General features: G+C 60.6%; 19 protein-coding genes. 10 read left to right on the top strand and 9 right to left on the bottom strand.

Annotated features, from left to right (window positions below; translation table 11 throughout):
* Nucleotides 1–4 precede the first annotated feature (4 nt).
* Nucleotides 5–916 carry a LysR substrate-binding domain-containing protein gene (locus BM70_RS0102115; protein ID WP_025854460.1) on the bottom strand — a complete coding sequence of 304 codons (912 nt, stop codon included), beginning with the start codon at nt 914–916 and terminating at the stop codon, nt 5–7.
* A 182-nt stretch (nt 917–1,098) separates the two neighbouring features.
* On the opposite strand from BM70_RS0102115, the gene aspA reads away from it, so the two are divergent.
* Nucleotides 1,099–2,523, top strand: coding sequence for an aspartate ammonia-lyase (gene aspA / locus BM70_RS0102110; RefSeq protein ID WP_025854459.1), 1,425 nt, complete (start codon nt 1,099–1,101; stop codon nt 2,521–2,523).
* Nucleotides 2,524–2,699: 176 nt separating this feature from the next.
* Here aspA and BM70_RS31045 read toward each other — a convergent pair whose 3' ends face one another.
* Together BM70_RS31045 and BM70_RS33495 are read right to left on the bottom strand one after the other, a co-directional pair.
* A complete protein-coding gene (locus BM70_RS31045) occupies nt 2,700–3,530 on the bottom strand; it encodes an IS3 family transposase (protein WP_256220865.1) in 831 nt (276 codons plus the stop codon).
* Nucleotides 3,531–3,538: 8 nt separating this feature from the next.
* Nucleotides 3,539–3,847, bottom strand: a complete 309-nt coding sequence (locus BM70_RS33495; protein WP_025854457.1) for a transposase — start codon at nt 3,845–3,847, stop codon at nt 3,539–3,541.
* A 398-nt stretch (nt 3,848–4,245) separates the two neighbouring features.
* Here BM70_RS33495 and BM70_RS0102095 point away from each other — a divergent pair, with 398 nt between their 5' ends.
* The 5 genes from BM70_RS0102095 to BM70_RS0102075 all read left to right on the top strand — a co-directional run bounded on the left by BM70_RS0102095 (nt 4,246) and on the right by BM70_RS0102075 (nt 10,059).
* A complete protein-coding gene (locus tag BM70_RS0102095) occupies nt 4,246–5,697 on the top strand; it encodes a sodium:alanine symporter family protein (protein WP_025854456.1) in 1,452 nt (483 codons plus the stop codon).
* An 86-nt stretch (nt 5,698–5,783) separates the two neighbouring features.
* On the top strand, nt 5,784–6,761 hold the full coding sequence (locus tag BM70_RS0102090) for an asparaginase (RefSeq protein ID WP_025854455.1): 978 nt from the start codon (nt 5,784–5,786) through the stop codon (nt 6,759–6,761).
* A gap of 49 nt (nt 6,762–6,810) precedes the next feature.
* Entirely contained in the window at nt 6,811–7,803 is a 993-nt protein-coding gene (locus BM70_RS0102085; protein ID WP_025854454.1) for an AraC family transcriptional regulator, read from the top strand.
* A 133-nt stretch (nt 7,804–7,936) separates the two neighbouring features.
* Nucleotides 7,937–8,971, top strand: coding sequence for a histone deacetylase family protein (locus BM70_RS0102080; protein WP_025854453.1), 1,035 nt, complete (start codon nt 7,937–7,939; stop codon nt 8,969–8,971).
* Complete coding sequence (locus tag BM70_RS0102075; RefSeq protein ID WP_025854452.1) at nt 8,968–10,059, top strand: polyamine ABC transporter substrate-binding protein; 1,092 nt, start codon at nt 8,968–8,970, stop codon at nt 10,057–10,059. The genes BM70_RS0102080 and BM70_RS0102075 overlap by 4 nt, the downstream gene beginning before the upstream one ends.
* 13 nt (nt 10,060–10,072) lie before the next feature.
* On the opposite strand, the gene BM70_RS0102070 is transcribed toward BM70_RS0102075, so the two are convergent.
* Nucleotides 10,073–12,511, bottom strand: coding sequence for a hypothetical protein (locus tag BM70_RS0102070; RefSeq protein ID WP_025854451.1), 2,439 nt, complete (start codon nt 12,509–12,511; stop codon nt 10,073–10,075).
* Nucleotides 12,512–12,673: 162 nt separating this feature from the next.
* On the bottom strand, nt 12,674–14,212 hold the full coding sequence (locus BM70_RS0102065; protein ID WP_025854450.1) for a PLP-dependent aminotransferase family protein: 1,539 nt from the start codon (nt 14,210–14,212) through the stop codon (nt 12,674–12,676).
* 87 nt (nt 14,213–14,299) lie between these two features.
* Here BM70_RS0102065 and BM70_RS0102060 point away from each other — a divergent pair, with 87 nt between their 5' ends.
* Genes BM70_RS0102060 through BM70_RS0102050 form a run of 3 tightly spaced genes read left to right on the top strand, consistent with a single transcriptional unit; the run spans nt 14,300 to nt 16,063 of the window.
* Entirely contained in the window at nt 14,300–14,938 is a 639-nt protein-coding gene (locus BM70_RS0102060; protein WP_025854449.1) for an FMN-binding negative transcriptional regulator, read from the top strand.
* Entirely contained in the window at nt 14,935–15,381 is a 447-nt protein-coding gene (locus tag BM70_RS0102055) for a GNAT family N-acetyltransferase (RefSeq protein ID WP_025854448.1), read from the top strand. Before BM70_RS0102060 ends, BM70_RS0102055 begins: the two co-directional genes overlap by 4 nt.
* A gap of 10 nt (nt 15,382–15,391) precedes the next feature.
* Entirely contained in the window at nt 15,392–16,063 is a 672-nt protein-coding gene (locus BM70_RS0102050) for a GNAT family N-acetyltransferase (protein WP_025854447.1), read from the top strand.
* 41 nt (nt 16,064–16,104) lie between these two features.
* Here the strand turns inward: BM70_RS0102050 and BM70_RS0102045 are convergent, their stop codons facing one another.
* Nucleotides 16,105–16,380, bottom strand: a complete 276-nt coding sequence (locus BM70_RS0102045) for a helix-turn-helix transcriptional regulator (RefSeq protein WP_025854446.1) — start codon at nt 16,378–16,380, stop codon at nt 16,105–16,107.
* Complete coding sequence (locus BM70_RS0102040; protein WP_025854445.1) at nt 16,377–17,657, bottom strand: HipA domain-containing protein; 1,281 nt, start codon at nt 17,655–17,657, stop codon at nt 16,377–16,379. Before BM70_RS0102040 ends, BM70_RS0102045 begins: the two co-directional genes overlap by 4 nt.
* Before the next feature lie 317 nt (nt 17,658–17,974).
* Here BM70_RS0102040 and BM70_RS0102035 point away from each other — a divergent pair, with 317 nt between their 5' ends.
* On the top strand, nt 17,975–19,267 hold the full coding sequence (locus BM70_RS0102035; RefSeq protein ID WP_025854444.1) for an autotransporter domain-containing protein: 1,293 nt from the start codon (nt 17,975–17,977) through the stop codon (nt 19,265–19,267).
* A 74-nt stretch (nt 19,268–19,341) separates the two neighbouring features.
* Here the strand turns inward: BM70_RS0102035 and oadA are convergent, their stop codons facing one another.
* Nucleotides 19,342–21,150: a sodium-extruding oxaloacetate decarboxylase subunit alpha gene (gene oadA / locus BM70_RS0102030; protein ID WP_025854443.1), complete on the bottom strand. Its 1,809-nt coding sequence runs from the start codon at nt 21,148–21,150 to the stop codon at nt 19,342–19,344.
* 11 nt (nt 21,151–21,161) lie between these two features.
* On the bottom strand, nt 21,162–22,577 hold the full coding sequence (locus BM70_RS0102025; RefSeq protein WP_003195732.1) for an acetyl-CoA carboxylase biotin carboxylase subunit: 1,416 nt from the start codon (nt 22,575–22,577) through the stop codon (nt 21,162–21,164).
* Nucleotides 22,578–22,671: the final 94 nt, after the last annotated feature.

The raw sequence follows: 22,671 nt of genomic DNA, 5'->3' as shown, positions 1-22,671 counted from the left end.
ACAGTCAAGCGCGTTCGGCAGCGGCCCCACCTTCCAGCTTGCGCCACAACAACCGCACATTCGCCTTGCGCACCAGTGCACAGCGGTACAGGCGGATCTCCAGCGGCACATGCCATTGCGGCCCGCCGCACACCACCAGCTCACCCCGCGCCAGCTCGGCGCGTACGCTCAACTGTGGCACCCAGGCAATGCCCAAGCCCTCAAGCGCCATGCTCTTGAGGCTATCGGCCATGGCGGTTTCGTACACGGTGGTAAAGCGCAGCGCACGCTGGCGCAACAGCAAATTCACCGAACGACCGAGAAACGCACCGGCGCTGTAGGCCAGCAACGGCACACTGCCCTCGCCTTCCAGGTCGAACAGCGGTTTGCCGTCGGCATCGGCGGCACACACCGGGAGCATTTCGGTATTGCCCAGGTGCAGCGACGGGAAGATTTCCGCGTCCATTTGCATCGCCGCGTCAGGGTCATAGAACGCCAGCATCAGGTCACAACCGCCTTCGCGCAGCGCATGCACGGCATCACCCACGTTGGTAGCCACCAGCCGGGTGGCGATGTTCAGGCCTTCGTTGCGCAATTGCGCGATCCAGCGCGGGAAGAAGCCCAGGGCCAGGGAGTGGGCCGCCGCCACTTGCATGACCTCGCCCTGCCCGCCTTCCAGGTGATGCAAATGGCGCAGCACTTCACCGAGCTGTTCGACCACCGTGCGCGCGGTGACCAGGAACAACTGCCCCGCCGCGGTCAACTCCACGGGCGTGCGCGAGCGGTTGACCAGGGTCAGGCCCAACGCGGCCTCCAGGCTGCGGATGCGTCGGCTGAACGCCGGCTGGGTGACGAAGCGCCGCTCCGCCGCCTGGGAAAAACTGCGGGTCGCCGCCAAGGCGCTGAAGTCTTCCAGCCATTTGCTCTCAAGGTTCATTACTGCCTCCCGTGGGTACGCACCATTTTGGCACACACGCCCGCCATGATAACCGGGTCACACTCACATTATGCCGTTTGTGCATAGGCCAGTGCTTAACAGCATTGGCCCAAAAAGTTCTACAAGCCTAGCATTCGCAGCGTTCCGGCCAGTTCCGGGTCCATATCGAGATGATTTCCGTCATGTCCTCCGCTGCATCTTTCCGTACCGAAAAAGACCTGCTTGGCGTACTCGAAGTACCGGCTCAAGCGTATTACGGCATCCAGACCCTGCGAGCGGTGAACAACTTCCGCCTCTCGGGCGTTCCGATTTCGCATTACCCGAAATTGGTGGTCGGCCTGGCAATGGTCAAGCAAGCAGCCGCTGACGCCAACCGCGAGTTGGGCCAGCTCAGCGAAGCCAAGCACGCTGCCATCAGCGAAGCCTGTGCCCGCCTGATCCGCGGCGATTTCCACGAAGAGTTCGTGGTGGACATGATTCAAGGCGGCGCTGGCACTTCAACCAACATGAATGCCAACGAAGTCATCGCCAACATCGCGTTGGAGGCCATGGGCCACAACAAGGGCGAATACCAGTACCTGCACCCCAACAACGACGTGAACATGGCGCAGTCGACCAACGACGCCTACCCGACCGCGATCCGCCTGGGTCTGCTGCTGGGCCACGACGCATTGCTGGCCAGCCTCGACAGCCTGATCCAGGCGTTCGCCGCCAAAGGCGTCGAATTCAGCCACGTGCTGAAAATGGGCCGCACCCAACTGCAAGACGCCGTGCCGATGACCCTCGGCCAGGAATTCCGCGCTTTCGCCACCACCCTCGGTGAAGACCTGGCACGCCTGAAAACCCTGGCGCCCGAGCTGCTGACCGAAGTCAACCTGGGCGGCACCGCCATCGGTACCGGCATCAACGCCGACCCACGTTACCAGGCCCTGGCCGTACAACGCCTGGCCGTTATCAGCGGCCAGCCGGTTGTTCCAGCCGCCGACCTGATCGAAGCCACCTCCGACATGGGCGCCTTCGTCCTGTTCTCCGGCATGCTCAAGCGTACCGCGGTGAAGCTGTCGAAGATCTGCAACGACCTGCGCCTGTTGTCCAGCGGCCCGCGTACCGGCATCAACGAGATCAACCTGCCGGCCCGCCAGCCAGGCAGCTCGATCATGCCCGGCAAGGTCAACCCGGTCATCCCGGAAGCCGTGAACCAGGTTGCGTTCCAGGTCATCGGTAACGACCTGGCCCTGACCATGGCAGCCGAGGGCGGCCAACTGCAGTTGAACGTGATGGAGCCGCTGATCGCCTTCAAGATCTTCGACTCGATCCGCCTGCTGCAACGCGCCATGGACATGCTGCGCGAGCACTGCATCGTCGGCATCACCGCCAACGAAGCCCGCTGCCGCGAACTGGTGGAACACTCCATCGGCCTGGTCACCGCGCTGAACCCGTACATCGGCTATGAAAACGCCACCCGCATCGCGCGTATCGCTCTGGAAAGCGGCCGCGGCGTGCTGGAACTGGTGCGCGAAGAAGGCTTGCTCGACGACGCCATGCTCGACGACATCCTGCGCCCCGAAAACATGATTGCCCCACGCCTGGTCCCGCTGAAGGCCTAAGCGTTTGCTGCACCGCTCACCAGGTTGAGGGACTAGACACCTCTCACCTTTTGAGGGCCTGAAGGCTCGTTCTTCAGGCCCTTTTTTTTGCTTGAAATACGCTCGACCGAACACCGAAGGACCTTGTGGGAGCCGGGCTGAACTGGTCAAGTCATCCCGGACACCGATTACGGTGTTTATGCCGCTTTTTGCTCCATGGCTATTGGCGACAGGTAGTTGTTGTAGCTGTGGAGCCTGATTCGGTTGTATCGCATGAAGAAGCTAGTCATATCCTGCCTGGCTTCTTCAACTGTCGTGTAGCCCTTATTGGGCACCCACTCTGATTTGAGTGTCCCGAAGAAACGCTCTGTTGGCGCGTTGTCCCAGCACTGCCCTCTGCGGCTCATGCTTTGCGTTATCCCATGCTCCAGCAGCGCGGACTGAAAGAGCTGGCTGGTGTATTGGCAGCCTTGATCCGAATGAAACATCAAGCCTGCATGTTTACCTCGAACCTCCACCGCCATTCTCAGCGCCCTGCTAACCAGGTTGGCGTCATTGATCAGAGAGAACGCCCAGCCAACGATTCGGCGGGCGAACAGATCAATGACCGCTGCCAAGTGATACCAGCGTTTACCAACCATCAGACTGGTAACGTCGCCGCACCAGACCTGATTGATTGCGGTTGGCTCGAAGTTACGCTCGAGCAGGTTCTTGGCCACAAATGCTTCGACGCCTCTAGAGCGATACTGATGGCGGCGGCGCTGTCTGCTGGCCAGATTTGCCTCTGCCATGAGTTTTCCGGCCAGATGCCGTCCCACCTTGATCTGCTGGGCCTTCAAGTGCTGAGAGATCATCCGCGCACCTGCACTTCCCCGGCTTTCGTCATGCAGTTGCACGACTTTTGCTCTAAGCGCATCACGCTTGGTATTCGGCGCTGAGCGACGCTTAAGCCAGTCATAAAACGCGCTGCGGGAAACGCTCAGCGCACTACAAAGAAGGCGGGTCGGATATGAGCTCGACTCTCTCAGCTCTTCGATCAGGAAAAACGATCGGGATCCGACATCAAGAGAGCCGTAGCTTTTTTTAAGATTTCAGCCTCGATCTCCAGGCGCTTGACCTTGGCTCGCAGCTGTTGAAGCTCTCGCTGTTCATCGCTGATTGCCTTAGTACCTGCCACTGGCTGCCCTTTCTGACGTTCTTTGCGAACCTGATCAATCCAACGGCGCAGCGCCGTAGGCCCAACGTCCATCGATGCACAGACGTCAGGAACTGAGCAGCTATCATCAAGAACCATGCTTGCAGCACGTTGCTTGAACTCGCGGGTGTAGGTCTTTCGCTCTTGCATGGAACCTCCTGATTGGGCGAATCATATCGCCCTTAAGAGGTGTCCGGGAGCATTAGGCCAGTTCAGGCTTGCCCGCGATGCGGTGTGTCAGGCACCCACACTATCAACTGACCGGGCCTCATCGCGGGCAAGCCCGGCTCCCACAGGAGATGTGCCGTGCGCAAAACATTTTGGTGAAACCTTTAATCGGCCCGTGCAGACGGATCACGCGCTCCTAGGTATAGTGCCGCCCCTCTTCGCGTCAGTGACCGGATAACGAGGTCCTGGACAGCGCGAAACCGCATGAATAACAACACCCGCAAAAGGATTGGGGTCGAAGCGTCGTGCACTGCCTGGTGCCATACGACGTGTCGGACCGTCCTGCGTTTGCCATTAGAAAAATCAGCGAGGAACACTCCATGCTCGAAGTCATCAACGACTTCCTCTCAGGGAAAGTACTGATCGTGCTCATTGTCGGGCTCGGCGGTTATTTCACGATTCGCTCGCGTTTCGTTCAGTTGCGCCACTTTTTCCACATGTTCTCGGTGTTCAAAGACAGCCTCAAGAGCAGCTCCGGCCAGCTCAGCTCGTTCCAGGCGCTGATGCTCAGCCTCGCCGGCCGCGTCGGTGCCGGTAACATCGCAGGCGTCGGTATCGCCGTGACCCTGGGCGGCCCCGGTGCCGTATTCTGGATGTGGGTCACCGCGCTGGTGGGCATGTCCTCGAGCTTTATCGAATGCTCCCTCGGCCAGTTGTACAAGCGCACCGATGCGGAAGGCACCTACCGTGGCGGCCCGGCCTACTACATCCAGCACGGCCTGCAGAAGCGCTGGCTGGGCATGGTCATGGCGTTCCTGCTGCTGGTGACCTTCGGTTTCGCCTTCAACGGCCTGCAAGCCCACGCCGTGACCCATTCGCTGAACAACGCTTTCGGCCTGGACACCACCTACACCGGCCTGGCCCTGACGGTATTGCTCGGCCTGGTGTTCATCGGCGGGATCAAGCGCATCGCCTCGATCGCCGACCTGCTGGTGCCAGTCAAGACCCTGGTCTACATCGCCGTGACGCTCTACGTGATCGTGCTGCAATTCGACCACGTGCCGGCCATGCTCGCGACCATCGTCAAGAGCGCTTTCGGCCTCGACCAAGCCTTCGGTGGCCTGGTAGGCAGCGCGATCATCATGGGCGTGAAGCGCGGCGTGTTCGCCAACGAAGCCGGTCTGGGCAGTGCGCCTAACGTGGCGGCAGTGGCTTCGGTAGAACACCCGATCGCCCAAGGCGTGGTCCAGGCGTTCAGCGTGTTCCTCGACACCTTCGTGATCTGCACCTGCACCGCGTTGCTGATCCTGCTTTCCGGTTTCTACACCCCGGGCTTCGAAGGCGACGGCATTGCCCTGACCCAGAACTCCCTGGCGGCCGTGGTCGGCGACTGGGGCCGCATGTTCATCTCGGTGGCCCTGGCGTTGTTCGTGTTCACCTCGATCATGTACAACTACTACCTCGGCGAGAGCAACCTGCGCTTCCTGGTGGGCAACAACCGCAAAGTACTGATGGGCTACCGTGCGCTGGTGCTGGTGCTGATTTTCTGGGGCTCCATCGAGAACCTGAGCACCGTGTTCGCCTTTGCCGACATCACCATGACCCTGCTTGCGTTCGTCAACCTGTTCGCCCTGGCGTTCCTGTTCAAGATCGCCATGCGCATCCTGAACGACTACGACAACCAGCGCGCAGCGGGCATCAAGACTCCAGTGTTCGACTCCAGCCAATTCCCTGACCTGGACCTGGACCGCAAGGCCTGGCCGGCGAATCCGGTGAAGCCTGGGCCAGCGGCTCAAGCATCGGCTGAACTGAACGCTCAAGCGCAACGCTAAGCGCAGTCAGCCTAGATAGATGACACGCCGTCCGGCCTTGGGCATGCTCTGGGCCCGGCGGCGTTTTTCGTTCAGGAGATTTTTCGATGCAATCAGCTAACAACGTGATGGTGCTCTACACCGGCGGCACCATCGGCATGCAGGCCAGCGCGAATGGCCTGGCGCCCGCATCCGGTTTCGAAGCACGCATGCGCGAACAGCTTGCCAACGAACAACTGCCCGCCTGGCGCTTCCGGGAAATGTCGCCGCTGATCGACAGCGCCAACATGACCCCCGCTTACTGGCAGCGCCTGCGCACCGCCGTGGTCGAGGCCGTGGATGAAGGCTGCGACGCGGTACTGATCCTGCACGGCACCGATACCCTGGCCTACAGCGCGGCGGCCATGAGCTTCCAACTGCTGGGCCTGCCGGCACCGGTGCTGTTTACCGGCTCGATGTTGCCCGCCGGCGTGCCGGACAGCGATGCGTGGGAAAATGTCAGCGGCGCGCTCACCGCATTGGGCCAAGGCCTGGCACCGGGCGTGCAACTGTACTTCCACGGCGCGCTGATGGCGCCCACCCATTGCGCGAAGATCCGCAGCTTTGGTCGCCATCCGTTTGCAGCCTTGCAGCGCAATGGCGGCGTGGCCCAGGCCGACGCAGTTCCCGCCGTCCTGGATTATCGCCAGCCCAAAGCCCTGGCCAATGTGGGCGTGCTGCCGCTGGTGCCGGGCATCGCCGCCGGGCAACTGGATGCACTGATCGACAGCGGCATCCAGGCGCTGGTGCTGGAGTGCTTTGGCAGCGGCACCGGGCCGAGCGATAACCCGGCGTTCCTCGCAAGCCTCAAGCGTGCGCAGGACCTTGACGTGGTCGTGGTGGCAATCACCCAATGCCATGAGGGCGGCGTGGAGCTGGACGTGTACGAAGCCGGCAGTCGCCTGCGCGGCGTCGGCGTGTTGTCCGGTGGCGGCATGACCCGCGAAGCAGTGTTCGGCAAGCTGCAGGCCCTGCTCGGTGCCGGGCTGCTCACCAGCGAGGTGCGGCGCCTGGTGGAGCTGGACCTGTGCGGCGAACTGAGCTGAGCGGCATATAACTTGCTGTCCTTCCAGCCTCCCCTGGCTGGAAGTTCCCATGCTGCACTCCCACCTCACCACCCTCAATGCCGTCTCACTGGTGCTCAGCACGTTCAAGGCCGAAGGCTGGCCCGCCGAGGCGCTCCTGGCCGGCAGTGGTATCTGTGCGGCGGATTTGAACCGCGCCGACACGCGCATCGCCACGCACCAGGAAATGCAGGTGTGCGCCAATGCCGTGGCCCTGCAGCGCGATATCGGCCTGATCGTCGGACGGCGAATGCACGTCTCGTCCTACGGCATGCTTGGCTACGCCCTGCTCACCAGTGCCACTTTCGGTGACGCTTTGCGCCTGGCGCTGCGTTATCCGGCGCTGTTGGGAACACTCTTCGAGCTGAGCCTGGAAGAGGACGGCGAACGTATCTGGTTCACCGCTGGCGATTACCGCGAGAACCCGGCACTGACCGCCTTCAATGTCGAGCTGTGCCTGGGCTCGCTGAAGGTCATCTGCGACGACCTGCTCGGCCACCCACTGCCCTTGCTGGGCGCGCGCTTTGAGCACGACGCGCCGGATTATCAAGCGCGCTATGCCGAGAGTTTCGACTGCCCGCTGCAGTTCCAGGCCACCGCCAATGCGTTCGCCTTCGATAAACGCTGGCTCACCCAGCCTTTGCCCCTGGCCGACACCGTGACCCACCAGGCCATGACCGAGCGCTGCCGCAAACAGAACACCGAATTCACCGGGCGCGAGGCGTGGCTGGGGCGAATCCGCCAATTGCTCGCGGCGCAACTGCATGCCGCACCCGGGCTGGAGGGGCTGGCCCAACAGATGAACTGTTCGCCGCGCACCCTGCGCCGACACTTGCATGACCTGGGCTGCAGCTACCAGGAACTGCTCGATGAGCTGCGTTTCGAACGCGCCAAGCAATGGCTGGCGCAAGACCAGTGGCCTATCTACCGGATTGCCGAGCAGTTGGGTTTCAGTGAAACCGCGAGTTTCCGGCACGCCTTCGTGCGCTGGAGCGGCGTGGCGCCGAGCCAATTTCGCGCATGATGCCCTATTGAGGGGCGAATTGCGGACAGACAATCTGGCCATATTTATCCCCTTTTGGCCGCTCTTGCCGTTCTCATAACACCCGCCGCCAGCAAGACTGCATGCACCGATAACGCCTGCGGAGAACAACAATATGCTGACGATCTACTCGGACGATCACCACCTGCACCACGGCCGCTGTGAATTGATGGACGGGCAACTGATGCCCTGCTTCGAAATGCCCTCGCGTGCCGACCACGTGCTGCAACGGGTCAAGGACCGTGAGCTGGGCCCGGTCCAGGCTCCGCAGGACTTCGGCCTGGCGCCGTTGCAACGCATCCACAGCCGCGACTACCTGGACTTCTTCCAGGGTGCCTGGGCGCGCTGGACCGAATTCGGCCAGGACGGCGACCTGTTGCCCTACACCTGGCCCGCCCGCACCTTGCGCCGCGTATTGCCCACCAGCCTGCACGGGCAGCTCGGTTACTACAGCTTCGACGGCGGCGCGCCGATCACTGCCGGCACCTGGCAAGCCGCCTACAGTGCAGCGCAAGTTGCCCTCACGGCGCAGCAGGCCATCGCGCAAGGTGCCCACAGTGCCTTCGCCCTGTGCCGACCACCAGGACATCACGCCGCCAGCGACTTGATGGGCGGTTATTGCTACCTCAACAACGCCGCCATTGCCACTCAGGCCTTTCTCGACCAGGGCTACAAAAAGGTCGCGATCCTCGATGTGGACTACCATCACGGCAACGGTACCCAGTCGATTTTCTACGCGCGCAGCGATGTGCTCTTCACCTCGATCCACGGCCATCCCGAGGCGGAGTTTCCGTTCTTCCTGGGCTATGCGGACGAATTGGGTGAAGGCCCGGGCGAAGGTTTCAACTTCAACTATCCGCTGCCGGCCGGTTCCGACTGGGAGCGCTGGAGTGCCGCGCTTGAAGAAGCCTGCGCAGAGATCGAGCGTTATGGCGCCGACATCATCGTCGTGTCCCTGGGCGTGGATACCTTCAAGGACGATCCCATCTCGCAATTCAAGCTCGACAGCCCGGATTACCTGGCGATGGGTGCACGCATCGCGGGCCTGGGCAAACCCACGCTGTTCGTGATGGAAGGCGGCTACGCCGTGGAAGAAATCGGCATCAATGCCGTCAACGTTCTTGAAGGTTTTGAAGGGGCTGCCCAATGAACATGCTCAAGTCGCTCGTCCTCTGTGCCGCCGTTATCAGCGGCGTGGCCCACGCCGAAGAGAAAACCCTGCGGGTCTACAACTGGTTCGACTACATCACGCCCAAGGCACTGGAAGACTTCAAGGCGCAGAACACCCAGACCAAACTGGTGTACGACATCTTCGACACCAACGAAGCCCTGGAAGCCAAGCTGCTTACCGGCAACTCCGGGTATGACGTGGTGGTGCCGTCCAATGTATTCCTGGCCAAGCAGATCGAAGCCGGCGTGTTCCAGCCGCTGGACCGCAGTCAGTTGCCGAACTGGAAACACCTCGATCCCAAGCTGATGAAGCTGATCGAAGCCAACGACCCCGGTAATAAATTCGCCGTGCCCTACATGTACGGCACCATCCTCATCGGCTTCAACCCGGACAAGGTCAAGGCGGCGCTGGGCGCCGATGCTCCGGTAGACAGCTGGGACCTGATCTTCAAGGAAGAAAACATCAGCAAGCTCAAGCAGTGCGGCGTCGCGCTGCTGGACTCGCCGTCCGAGATCCTGCCGCTGGCCCTGCAACACCTGGGCCTGGACCCCAACAGCAGCAACCCCAAGGACTATGACAAGGCCGAAGCGCTGCTGATGAAGATCCGCCCCTACATCACCTACTTTCACTCCTCCAAGTACATGGCTGACATCGCCAACGGTGACATCTGCGTCGCCGTCGGTTATTCCGGCAGCTTCTCCCAGGCCGCCAACCGCGCCAAAGAGGCCAAGAACGGCGTGACCGTGGACATGCGCCTGCCTAAAGAAGGTGCGCCGATCTGGTTCGACATGCTCGCCATTCCAAAGGGTGCCAAGAACCCGCAAGACGCCTACACCTTTATCAACTACCTGCTGCAACCCCAGGTGATCGCGCCGATCAGCGATTTTGTCGGCTACCCCAACCCCAACAAGGACGCTACCGAGCAGGTCGATGCCGCGATCCGCAACAACCCCAACCTGTACCCCACCGAGGCGGCGATGGCCACGCTGTATACCTTGAAGCCTCTGGGCCGAGATGCGGAGCGCGCCAGGACGCGGGCCTGGACCAAGATCAAGTCGGGCACGTAACAAGCGTCGCCTCTCAAGCCACGGGGCTCCCCAGGAAAATCTGGCGAGCCGCCGCATTGGCAAGGGGCCCGCGATAAACCCTTTGGCCGGTCTTGTTTTCATACTCGCGGCCCAGCCTGCGCTGGGCCGCCGTTTTCAGGTGAGCGGCAGTCGGTTGCTGGTCAGCGGCGTGCAGGCTGGCATAGTGAAAATGCGCATACCACAGAGGCTTATTGCCTGCGCTGAGGTCCTGAACCTCATACTCCTGCAAGTAATCCGTCTTACCCTCAATCGTTTCGGGGACCCGACCTTCAAGGCGACGGATACGGACCACCTGCTGCGCAAGCAGGTACTGCACATCGCCCACCGTTGGCGTTTGACTCTGGCGTGTCATTTCGATCCGTAGCGCTCGGCCTTTAGCGCGCAACAGCAGCGCTTGAGCCTGTAATTGGCTGGCAAGCGCGGCATTGCCACGCGCGTTGCGAATGGCACTTGCCGCCCCATCAAACGCCGAGGCGTTGCGCTCCAGTCGCTCCTCCACTTCCACCGCCAACGTGCCCGGCATGCGTGATTGGCGCTCTGCATCGCTCAATAGCGTGGAAAATGTGAGACCCAGGGCGTTACCCCGTTCCATCGCCTGAAGGGCTGCCGGGCTATCGCGTTTGAGTCTGGGTGCGCGTTGAATATGCCACTGATCATCGGCATCGGGCGCGATGTAGGGCCCGTAATGGACCGGTTGATGGGGGTTGTCGACGAGTTGGTGTTCGACGACCGGATTGAAGGAAATCACTAGTTGATTGTTCGACAAAACGTTGAAGTGGTTCTCGTCTTTGTTGTAGATCACCGTCTCCAGCAAGGTGTTCGCCCCGTTTCTGAGACGGTGCAGCCCTTTATGAATACCGCTCGTCACCCGTTCCGCCAGGGTCGGCGACGTACGCCGCAGAGAACTCAATTGGTCTTGCTGCTTCACTGACAGCACCTGACGAGCACCGGCCCAGGCGCTGTCCAGACGTTTGACCCTGGGACGCGCAGCGTGAACCTCATCGGGCTGCAGCGTGCCTGGGCATACCAGCAGCAGGGCCACGTTGCGCAGCAAACTGACTTCACATCGCCAGTCTGGCTCTGCTTCGCAAGCCCCCTGAAGGTTGCCGCCGATTTGACCGAGGCGCGCCACGGTCTGCAAAGGGTGTTCAAGTACTGGCAACATCAACTGCGAGCGCGTCCAGCCCGCGCCATACTGCGTCGCCTTCGGTTCTGCCAGGGGCAACCAGCGCTCAATGCAGGCGAGGTACAAGGCCGTGAGAGGGTCGGTCAACGCCGCGCCCGTCGCGAGCTCAACCTGCGTTTGCTGCATCACCGGTTGCGACCATAGCCGCACCACCATCCAAGGCCCCGGCTGGCCCGCGGGTGGCCCCACGAGGTACCCGCTCTCATCCTTCAATGGCCTGAACACCATGGGCACATCGTTTAGCTGACGGTGTGGAATGAAGAATTGCGTCGCGGCATAAAGGATTCGATACCCGTCAAACGTAACACCGCCCACTCCCTGCAATGCGCATTCCAGGGCCAGGCGACGCAGGTGCACGACTAGCTGGTCAGCCACTCGCTGCCGACATTCACCGCCTTCTTCGGTTTGCACATCGTTGAGCAGCGCTTTCTCAGGCGGCAGGTTGTCGAGAAAACTCGTGCCCTTGAATCGTTTATGGATTACGGCCATCCTCTCCAGGCACCGGCTATAGGCCAAGCGGCCTTCGGGCGATGCGTTCTTCAACCAGGGTGGCAACTGTGCCTCCAACTCATAGCGCTGCTTATCCTGTTGCACCTGGGGCTCAAGGAAATCCCAAAAGCGTGACGCCCAAGCCAACTGGCGATCCAATTGCTCCAGATCTGGAAACTGGCTCAAATCGACCCTTTCGATACGCTGGATCGCCATCTCCAGCGCGCCAAGCGCCCAACCTTCGAACACGTCATGTTCCAGGCGCTCGCTGGCGTCCAGCAGCAGTCCCGTTTGCTGCCTCAGCGATGCGACACTGTCGAACACTTCGACTCCCCGGGCCAGCGTGAATACCAACGCCTTGTCGTTGTCCCGACTGATCGCCAGTGCCTGGCAGCCATGACGCTCAACCAGGTAAACCTTGGGGGACAGCACATCCAATTGCTCATCACGCAAGCCGCTGTCGGGGTAATACAACACGCTGCGAATCATGTTACGAACGCTGGCGTGCGCGTGCGACACACTGGCCTGGAGCAGTTTCTGTTCAAGCAAGTGAGCCAGACGGCCCCAACGGCTTACACCGCCCGTGGTGGGCTGTGTAAAAAACACGATCAGTTTTTCAACGTAGGTATCGAGCACGGTGTGATAGCGCTGATCAATCTGCGCTTGGGTAATCGCCAGCGATTTCAGGCTGGGGCGTAACGCGAACATCTGACAGACATGCAGCATAAAAGGGTCGAAAACAGTGGAACCAGGCATGATCAATCACCTTTGAAGACCTTAGGCGCCGCAAGCACAATGCCCCGGCTATCAACGCCAAGGTAAAGGGCCAGCCTTGCGGTGTGTCGGTAGGTAGTTGACTCGCGTACTTCGGCCACAGACGTAGCTGTTCCTCAACGCTATACCGCCTAAGCCCGCCGCCTAACCTGCCCAGGCCTCGCGCAATCGACCCAACGCCTGGCTGATCGCCGCCTCCGGCACTGCGGCAAACCCCAGCACCAGCCCGGCACGCTGATCGGGCGGGGTGCTGGAGTCGGGTAGCCAATAGCTGCTCAGGCCATTGACCTCCACCTCCACGGCGCGGGCCTGCTCCACCAATTGGTGTTCGCGGGCCAGGCTGTCCACCCGCACGGTAAGGTGCAACCCTGCGGCCGTATTTGGCAGGTTGTCCACGCCAGGCAGCTCGCTTGGCCAGCCGTTCAGCAATGCGTTACGCCGACTGAGTGCGGCTCGGCGCATACGCCGGATATGCCGCTGGAAATGCCCGGCCGCCATGAACTCGGCCATCACCGCCTGGGTACTCACTTCGGAATGGCGCATGTCCACCGCACGCCGCCGGGAGAATGCGTCCACCAGTCCCACAGGCAAAACCAGATAGCCCAGGCGCAACGCGGGAAACGCCACCTTGCCGAAAGTACCGACGTAGAGCACCCTCCCACTACGATCCAGGGCCGCCAAGGGCGACAACGGTGCACCGCTGTAACGGTACTCGCCGTCGTAGTCATCCTCGATGATCCAGCCACCCGTGCGCTCGGCCCAGGCGAGCAATTCCAGGCGCCGCGCCAGGCTCATCACCACCCCCAACGGATACTGATGGGACGGGGTGACGTAAGCCACACGGCAGCCCTGCAGGGTGTTGAGCACCTGGCAATCAATGCCCTCGCCATCCACCGGCACGCCGTGCAACTTTCCGCCCGCCAGGGCGAACGCATGCCCGGCTGCGCGATAGCCAGGGTTTTCCACCGCCACGCCGTCACCGCGCTCTACCAGCAACTGTGCACAAAGGCTGATCGCCTGCTGCGCGCCACTGGTGATCACTATTTGTTCAGCCGTGCACTGCATGCCCCGTGAGCTACGCAGGTAGGCGGCGATCAAACCGCGCAGGCGACCGTCGCCAGCCGGGTCGCCGTAACAGAGTTGTTCCAGGTCCGGCTTGCGCCAAAACGCCCCGTTCAGCTTGGCCCATACCTCAAATGGGAATAGATCGAACGCCGGTACGCCTACCCGAAATGCCCGTGGCGGTCCCGCAGGAGGTTGGGGCAGATGATTGGTTTTTATCTGCGCCAAGCCCCCGCTGTGGATAACTTCACTGTCCAGATCTTGGGGTAAGTTGGCCCATTTTGTGGATAAAGCTGGGGATAAGCCTGTCGATAACCCTGTGGATACTTTTGTGGATAGTTTTTTAGCCGTGGGCAATTGGGCTACGTAAGTGCCGTCACCGACCCGACTCTCAATAAACCCCTCCGCATACAACTGGTCATAGGCGCGCACCACGCTGTTACGGGAAATCGACAATGCTGCCGCCAAGTCACGGGTAGCCGGCAAGCGCGTGCCGCTGACCAGCCGCCCGTCCAGCACGCGCTGGCGCAGGGCTTCATACAGTTGACGCGTCAGCCCTTGGCGGCGGTCCAACTCAATACCGGCGGGGTTGAATGACAAGGGCGGTGAGACAGGCGACATATTGGACCTATGAAATGGCTGCCAGATGGATCTTTAAACCAGCCATTAGCCTGCCTAGGATGCAAGCATTCGCCAAGGAATATTTGCATGTACACACCGCGCGCCTTTGCCCTCGATGATTTGCCCGAAATCCAGCAACTGATCCAGCACACTCGCCTGGCACAGATAGTGACCTTTGGTGAGCAAGGCTTGCTGGCCAGCCACCTACCGCTGTTGCTTAACCCCGATGAGGGCGCGAACGGCACGCTGTACGGGCACCTGGCCAAAGCCAATCCTCAGTGGAAGGATTTGCAGAACGGTAGCGAAGCCCTGGTCATTTTTGCCGGTGCCGAGGCCTATATCAGCCCGGCGTTTTATCCGGCCAAGGCCGAGCACGGCAAAGTGGTGCCCACCTGGAACTACATCGCGGTGCACGCCTATGGCACGCCTGAGGTGTTCAGCGACGCCGAGCGCTTGCTCAGCGTGGTCACGGCGCTGACGGATCGCCATGAATCAGGCCGCGCCCAACCCTGGAAAGTCAGCGACGCCCCGGCCGACTACATTGACGGCATGCTCAAGGCCATCGTTGGCTTCGCCCTGCCGGTGGAGCGCCTGATCGGCAAACGCAAACTCAGCCAGAACCGCAGCCCGGCCGACATGGCCGGCGTGCGCGAAGGCCTGGCTGCCAGTGCGGACGTGCGCGACCAGACCCTCGCCCGCTTTATTCCCCAAGGAGCTTCAGAATGAGCCCGATCGACATCCGCCCCGTCACCGCCCCCGACCACGCCGCGTGGTTGCCGTTGTGGCAGGCATATTTGACGTTCTACAACACCGAACTGCCGGACGCTGTAAGCCAAAGCACCTGGCAACGCCTGATCGACGCCAACGAGCCGACCCATTCGGCGCTGGCCTGGCAGGATGGCAAGGCAGTGGGCATGGTCAACTTCATCTACCATCGCTCCAATTGGAGCATCGAAAATTCCTGCTACCTGCAGGATCTGCTGGTGGACCCGGCCCAACGCGGCACCGGTGTCGGCCGCAAGCTGATCGAATTCGTCTACGCCACCGCCAAGGCCGATGGATGTGCCAAGGTGCACTGGCTGACTCACGAAACCAACGCCACCGCAATCCAGCTGTACGAACGCATCGCCGAACGCCCGGGTTTCATCCAATTTCGCAAAGGCCTTTAAGGAGCGCAGCATGTCCACTTCCCTCACTGACTGGAAAGGCGTCCCGGCGCCGACCGTGCAACTGCTTGAAGGGCGTTTTATCCGCCTGGAAAAACTCGACCTCACGCGCCATGGCGATGATTTATTTCAAGCGCTGCAAGGTCCCGATGCCGACCCGAAACTCTGGGATTACCTGCCCTACGGCCCTTTCGCGGAGCGCAGCGCCTTCAATGACTGGCTGAATAATCACGCGGCCCACAAAGACCCGTATTTTTTCAGCGTGATCGATCGCTCAACGGGCCAAGTGCAGGGCATCCTCAGCCTGATGTCCATCGTCCCCGAGCACGGTCGCATCGAAATCGGCCACGTCACCTTTGGCGCGCCGATGCAGCGCTCGCCCAAGAGCACCGAGGCGGTATACCTGCTGGCCAAATACGCGTTCGACCAAGGCAACCGCCGCCTGGAGTGGAAGTGCAACAACGCCAATGGCCGTTCCAAATACGCTGCCGAGCGATTGGGGTTCAGCTTCGAGGGCGTGTTCCGCCAGCACACAGTGGTGAAAGGCAAGAACCGGGATACCGCGTGGTACTCGATCATCGATTCGGAGTGGCCGAAGATTGAGGCGGGTTTTGAGGAGTGGTTGTCGCAGGCCAATCAGAGCGGTGACGGACAAGTGAAAAGCCTGGCGCAGTGCCGCGCCTGATGACGTAGAGGATTGTTCCCACAGGGGTGGGAACAGTCGCGTCAAAGATCGCGCCGAACCTTCACCACGCCCATCCTCAACCCGAACGGCCTGAACACCGCATTCAGCGACTTCAGGGTCTGATTGCCCTCGCCATGCTCGATATGCACCAAGGTCCGCACCGAGATTTTGCACATCCTGGCAAATTGGCTTTGGTGCAGGCCAGTGACTTCGGTGCGCAGACGGCGTACGGCGTCGCCTATTTCAAGCGAACCATTGGTTAGGCCTTGTTCAATACTCTCAATGACGCGCGCCCGCTGATCAATCGAAAGGCTCATCTCAACCCCCAGGTTTTCAAGCGCTGATCAAGGTCACGCAAGCCAATTTGTGGATGGTTCAAGGTGACTTCCGGTAGACCGCTGGCAACCAGGATGTCGGGTAGGGCTCTTAGGTGTTCTGCATCTTGGCGCAGGCGGTGAAAGGCCAGTGCAGGATCGACAAACTGCGAAAGCGCATCACAAACGCCACGCCAATCAACGTCACCTGCCAGCTCCAATGAACGTGGCCATTTAGTCGAGCGGCTAATACCTGCGTCATCCATGACCATGGGCGCCAGGTCGTAAATCGGAGCCAGACGCAGGCTGTCATCACCACGGATAATTGAGATATTTCGCCCGTGATTGTCTGAATTGCCCAAAATTTTGTTGAGTAAATCACGACGTAAGTACTCGGCCACGAGGTCAGTCACTTGCTCACCTTGACCCGCTGCGCGCCAAAACCCGATCAGCATTTGCAGCACATTCATATGGCTCATGCCGGCGACGTCAACCGCTATACCCGACAATGAAAATATCGACTCGACCGCAAGGCGCTCGACGCCTTGGGCGCCGACACTGCGATCGAATCGATGCATCCATAAGCTCGGTTTAATCCCGTCAGCGTCCTCAAGTGTCAGGCCCTCGGCCGCGACGGTATCAATTCCAAGCGCCTGAATGGCCTTGTAATAGTGGTACTCACTTCGAAGGATGTCTTGGTCGCTTTGCAAACCCTTGTTTCGGGAAAATTTGACAAACCAGTGCTGGCTCACCTGCTCATCGGCCAGCACGGCATCGGGATACAGCAGTCCTTCACTGCTTTGCGCGAGCAATAATTTAGGCGCTTCCCCCCCCGCGCCGGTGGCACCGCCAATCGCGGCGCCCTCCTCGTAAGCGTACTCAAGAAAGCGATTGTCGCGCCCCACTACCTCCTTTCGCTCGAACCCTATCGCTCGCCGCCCACTTTCTGTCTGGAGGGCTTCCTTGACACGCATATGGCCAACAGGCGCGGGTGTACTGCGCGCCAGCAGAAATAGATCCTCTCTGATTCCGGCAGGTTTATCCTGTCCAATTCGCGCCATAAGAAAGCGCTTTGCATCGCCAGCGGGTGCGATGTCATACAGAAAGGCAGGCGCTTGTTTTAGCGCTCCCTGCTCCCAGTTCAACGGCACTCTTGCACTGACCGCCTTGGCAAACAGGGTTTCAATCTGCTCGTAATGGCTGACCAAATAGTCAGACTCATAGCCAAAACGACACGGGCTGTCGAAGCCTTTTTGCGGCTCGGCAAAATCCAAGGTCATCGCATCCTGCCAACGGCCCGTTTCAAAAACCTGGAGGGTAAGCCTGAGAGGAGTGTCTATCGGCAATTTAATGCACCTGAAAGTTAAGAGTCGCCATTTAAACTGCAATATAGTGCATAAAATTAAAGAGCGTCGCCTAAAAAGCGCAATAAAATGCAAACCCATCAACCGCTAAGCTCAGAGCGGCCAATGGCAGATGCGTTTTTAATCGCGCCGCACTAGAGACAACTCCCGCAAACCAGAGGTCGGTAGCCTGACAGTTATCGCCTCGCCATCTCGCTAAATTCCCGGCCTCATTCATCAGAGGTTGGGAATTCATGCCCTTTACACAGCACAAACTTGCATTTGTCATCGCCCTCGCCCTCAGCGCCGCCAGCCTTCAATCCGCGCAAGCGCGAGGCGATATCGGATATAACCCATACGCGTTTCAACCCTACGATGCGCTGCCGGATGAGTGGTATGACGAATCCGAAATCGAAGCCGCCCCACTCGATAGCTACCTCACCCAGAGAGCCACCTCGCACAATGGCTTGCAAGTGGCCAAGGTGCTGGAGCCTGCGCTGACTCGTTTACTGGAGTCCGAGGAGCTGACCTCCGAGCAAATCAAAGCCCTGGAAAAATTTGGCGATGGGCTGGAAAAGCAACCCGGCGGGATCGGCGCAAGCCTTGAGCAATTGGCCGGTAGCCAGAACGCCAACCTCGCTGGTGCAACGCAAAACACCATGCAGCAACTGAGTAACCAATTGCTCTCGACGCTACGCACGCTGCCCGCTGACGACAACGGTCACTTCTGGGTGCAGGGCGTGGGCAACGGCGGCAGCCTCGACAAACACGGCGGCAGCGCCGGCCTGAAACACGATACCCACGGTCTGTTGTTGGGTGCCGACTGGGCACTGGATCATGCTTGGCGGGTTGGGGTCATGGGCGCCAAATCCAGCAGCAATCTCAATGCACAACGCTTCTCCGCCGACCTGGACAGCTGGCACCTGGGGGGTTATGCCGTGCGTACGGACGGGCCACTGGCCCTGCGTCTGGGAGCGATCTACAGCGACCATGCCGGCCGGAACAAACGTAACGTCAACCTGCTCGACTACAAGGAGCAGCTAAAGGGCAGCTACAACGCTCAAAGCCAAACCCTGTTCTCCGAGCTGGGCTATCAACTAGGCAGTGCCGATGTCAGCGTCGAACCCTTCGCCGGCCTCGGCTTCCAGCGCTACCACCGCGACAGTTTCAAAGAAACGGGTGGCCTGACCGCGCTGAACGTCGGCGCACAAACCCAGCAAAACCTCAGCAGCACCTTTGGCCTGCGCCTGGCGACGGTATATCGATTCGATAACCAGATCAGCCTCACGCCCCACCTCAGCACTGGCTGGAAACACCTCTACGGCGACGTCGACAGCCAGGTCCGTCAATCCTACCGCGCCCTGCCAGGGCTGGTTGACGGCTTCACGGTCAATGGCACCTCGCTGGACCGCAATACCCTGGACCTGCAAGCCGGCCTGGACCTCGCGTTGTCGACACACCACACCCTCGGCCTGGCCTACAGCGCCCAGGCGGGTACAAACAGCCGAAACCAAGGCCTGGCGGGCGCCTGGAAGATGAGCTTCTAACCACCAAATGACGGGCGAAAAAAAGGGGGGCACCCGCCCCCCCGAGGATTAAACGTTAGTCTCGAAGGCTGTTATCAGCCTTCGATTTCAATCAGGATTTCGCCAGGGTTTACCCGGTCGCCCTTGGCCACGTGAACGGCGGTCACCTTGCCGGCAATCGCTGCCTGCACTTCGGTTTCCATCTTCATGGCTTCGGTAATCAATACGGCCTGGCCGGCCTTGACCACGTCACCTTCCTTGACCAGCACATCGACGATGTTGCCCGGCATCGCGGTGCTGACATGCCCCGGCTCGGTGGCGTGCTTGCGCTTGCTGCCGCCGCTGCTGACAAACTCGTTGAGCGGTTCGAACACCACTTCTTCCGGCATGCCATCGATGGACAGGTAGAAGTGACGCTTGCCTTCGGCCTTCACGCCGACGCCGGTGATGTCGACACGGTAGCTTTCGCCGTGCACGTCGATGACGAACTCGGTCGGTACACCCTCGCCACCAGCACGCGCCACACCACCCGCTTCAGGAATCGGCAGCAGCACTTCCGGCGCCAGGGTGCCGGCATCGCGCTCTTCAAGGAACTTGCGCCCGATGTCCGGGAACATGGCGTAGGTCAGCACATCTTCTTCGGACTTGGCCAACGCGCCGATCTCGCCGCGCAGCTTGGTCATTTCCGGCTTGAGCAGGTCGGCCGGGCGTACGTCGATCACTTCTTCGCTGCCGATGGCCTGGCGACGCAGCTTCTCGTTCACGGTGCCCGGCGCCTTGCCGTAGCCGCCTTGAAGGTACAGCTTCACTTCGTTGGTGATGGTCTTGTAGCGCTCGCCGGCCAGCACGTTGAAAAAGGCCTGGGTACCGACGATCTGCGACGTCGGGGTCACCAGCGGCGGGAAACCAAGGTCTTCACGCACGCGCGGAATCTCGGCCAGCACTTCACCCATGCGGTTGAGGGCGCCCTGCTCTTTCAACTGGTTGGCCAGGTTGGAAATCATCCCGCCCGGCACTTGGTTGACTTGCACGCGGGTATCGACGGCGGTGAATTCGCTTTCGAACTGGTGGTACTTCTTGCGCACGGCGTAGAAGTACAGACCGATCTCTTGCAGCAGTTCCAGGCTCAGGCCGGTGTCGAACTCACTGCCTTTAAGGGCGGCGACCATCGACTCGGTACCCGGGTGGCTGGTGCCCCAGGCGAAGCTGGAGATGGCCGTGTCGATATGGTCGGCACCGTTTTCGATGGCCTTGAGTTGGCACATCGCAGCCAGGCCGGCGGTGTCGTGGGAGTGGATGAACACCGGCAGGCTTTGCTCGGCTTTGAGCGCCTTGACCAGTTCGCCGGTGGCGTACGGGGTCAGCAGGCCGGCCATGTCCTTGATCGCGATCGAGTCGCACCCCATGGATTCCAGCTGCTTGGCCTGGGCCACGAAGGCCTCGACGGTGTGCACCGGGCTGGTGGTGTAGGCGATAGTGCCCTGGGCATGTTTGCCAGCGGCTTTTACCGCTTCGATGGCCACGCGCAGGTTACGCACGTCGTTCATGGCATCGAAAATACGGAAGACATCGATACCGTTGACGGCAGCCTTGGCCACGAACGCCTTGACCACGTCATCACTGTAATGGCGGTAGCCCAGCAGGTTCTGACCGCGCAACAGCATCTGCAAGCGGGTGTTGGGCAACGCCGCGCGCAGTTTGCGCAGGCGCTCCCACGGGTCTTCTTTCAGGAAGCGCACGCAAGCGTCGAAGGTCGCGCCGCCCCAGACTTCCAGGGACCAGTAGCCGACTTTGTCGAGCTTGTCGCAGATCGGCAGCATGTCGTCGGTGCGCATGCGGGTCGCCAGCAACGATTGGTGGGCGTCGCGCAGGATGGTGTCGGTTACGAAGATCTTTTTGCTCATTGTTATATTCCTCACAGGCCTGCGTGGGCGGCGATGGCGGCGGCGATGGCCAGGGCCAGCTCTTCGGGTTTGCGCTTGATCGAGTAGTTGGTCAGCTCAGGATGGCTTTCCACAAAGCTGGTGTTGAACTGGCCACTGCGGAATTCCGGATTGCGCAGGATTTCCTGGTAGTAGGCGGCAGTGGTCTTCACGCCTTGCAGGCGCATGTCATCCAGGGCACGCAGGCCGCGGTCCATGGCTTCTTCCCAGGTCAACGCCCACACCACCAGTTTCAGGCACATGGAGTCGTAGAACGGCGGAATGGTGTAGCCGGTATAGATCGCCGTATCGGTGCGCACGCCGGGGCCGCCGGGTGCGTAGTAACGGGTGATCTTGCCGAAGCTGGGCAGGAAGTTGTTCTTCGGGTCTTCGGCGTTGATGCGGAACTGCAACGCGAAACCACGGTGCTGGATGTCTTCCTGTTTCACCGACAGCGGCAGGCCGGACGCAATGCGGATCTGCTCGCGGACGATATCAATGCCGGTGATTTCTTCGGTGATGGTGTGTTCCACCTGCACCCGGGTGTTCATCTCCATGAAGTACACCTCGCCCTCGGCGAGCAGGAACTCCACGGTGCCGGCGTTCTCGTAGCCCACGGCCTTAGCCGCACGCACCGACAGGTCGCCGATGTAGGCGCGCTGTTCAGGCGTCAATTGCGGGCTTGGGGCGATTTCAATGAGCTTCTGGTTGCGGCGCTGAATCGAGCAATCGCGCTCGAACAGGTGCACCACATTGCCAAAGCTGTCACCGAGGATCTGCGCCTCGATGTGCTTGGGATTGACGATGCATTTTTCCAGGAACACTTCCGCCGAACCGAACGCCTTGGTGGCCTCGGAAATCACACGGGGGAAGGCTTGTTCGAGTTCTTCACGGCTGTTGCAGCGACGGATACCGCGACCACCACCACCAGAAGTGGCCTTGAGCATTACCGGGTAACCAATGCGGTCACCTTCGGTCAGGGCTTCGTGGATATCCGCGACGTTGCCTTCGGTGCCCGGCGTGACCGGCACACCGGCCTTGATCATGCTGCGACGTGCTTCGGTCTTGTCGCCCATGCGGCGAATGACTTCGGCCGACGGACCAATGAATTTGATACCACGTTCGGCGCAGATGTCCGCCAGTTCAGCGTTTTCCGACAGGAAGCCGTAGCCAGGGTGCAACGCATCGCAACCGGTTTCCACGGCCAGGTTCACCAGCTTGCGCGGGTTCAGGTAGCCGGCCAGCGGCTCGGCACCAATGCTGTGGGCTTCGTCGGCACGCTTGACGTGCAACGCATGGCGGTCGGCGTCGGAATAGACCGCGACCGAGCGAATGCCCATCTCGGCGCAGGCACGCACGATTCGTACGGCAATTTCACCACGGTTGGCGATCAGGATCTTTTTTATCACTTGGAAATTCCCTTGAGCCGATTGCTGCGTTCTTCGACCCGCTGAAGCCGGGTCGGCGCGTGACCAAATGTTTCATGACAGTCGCAAGACACAC

The sequence above is a fragment of the Pseudomonas sp. CHM02 genome (assembly GCF_000612585.1).
GTDB lineage: Bacteria > Pseudomonadota > Gammaproteobacteria > Pseudomonadales > Pseudomonadaceae > Aquipseudomonas.
Note: the sequence above shows the minus strand (reverse complement) of the source record. Positions and strands in the feature narration are given on the sequence as shown.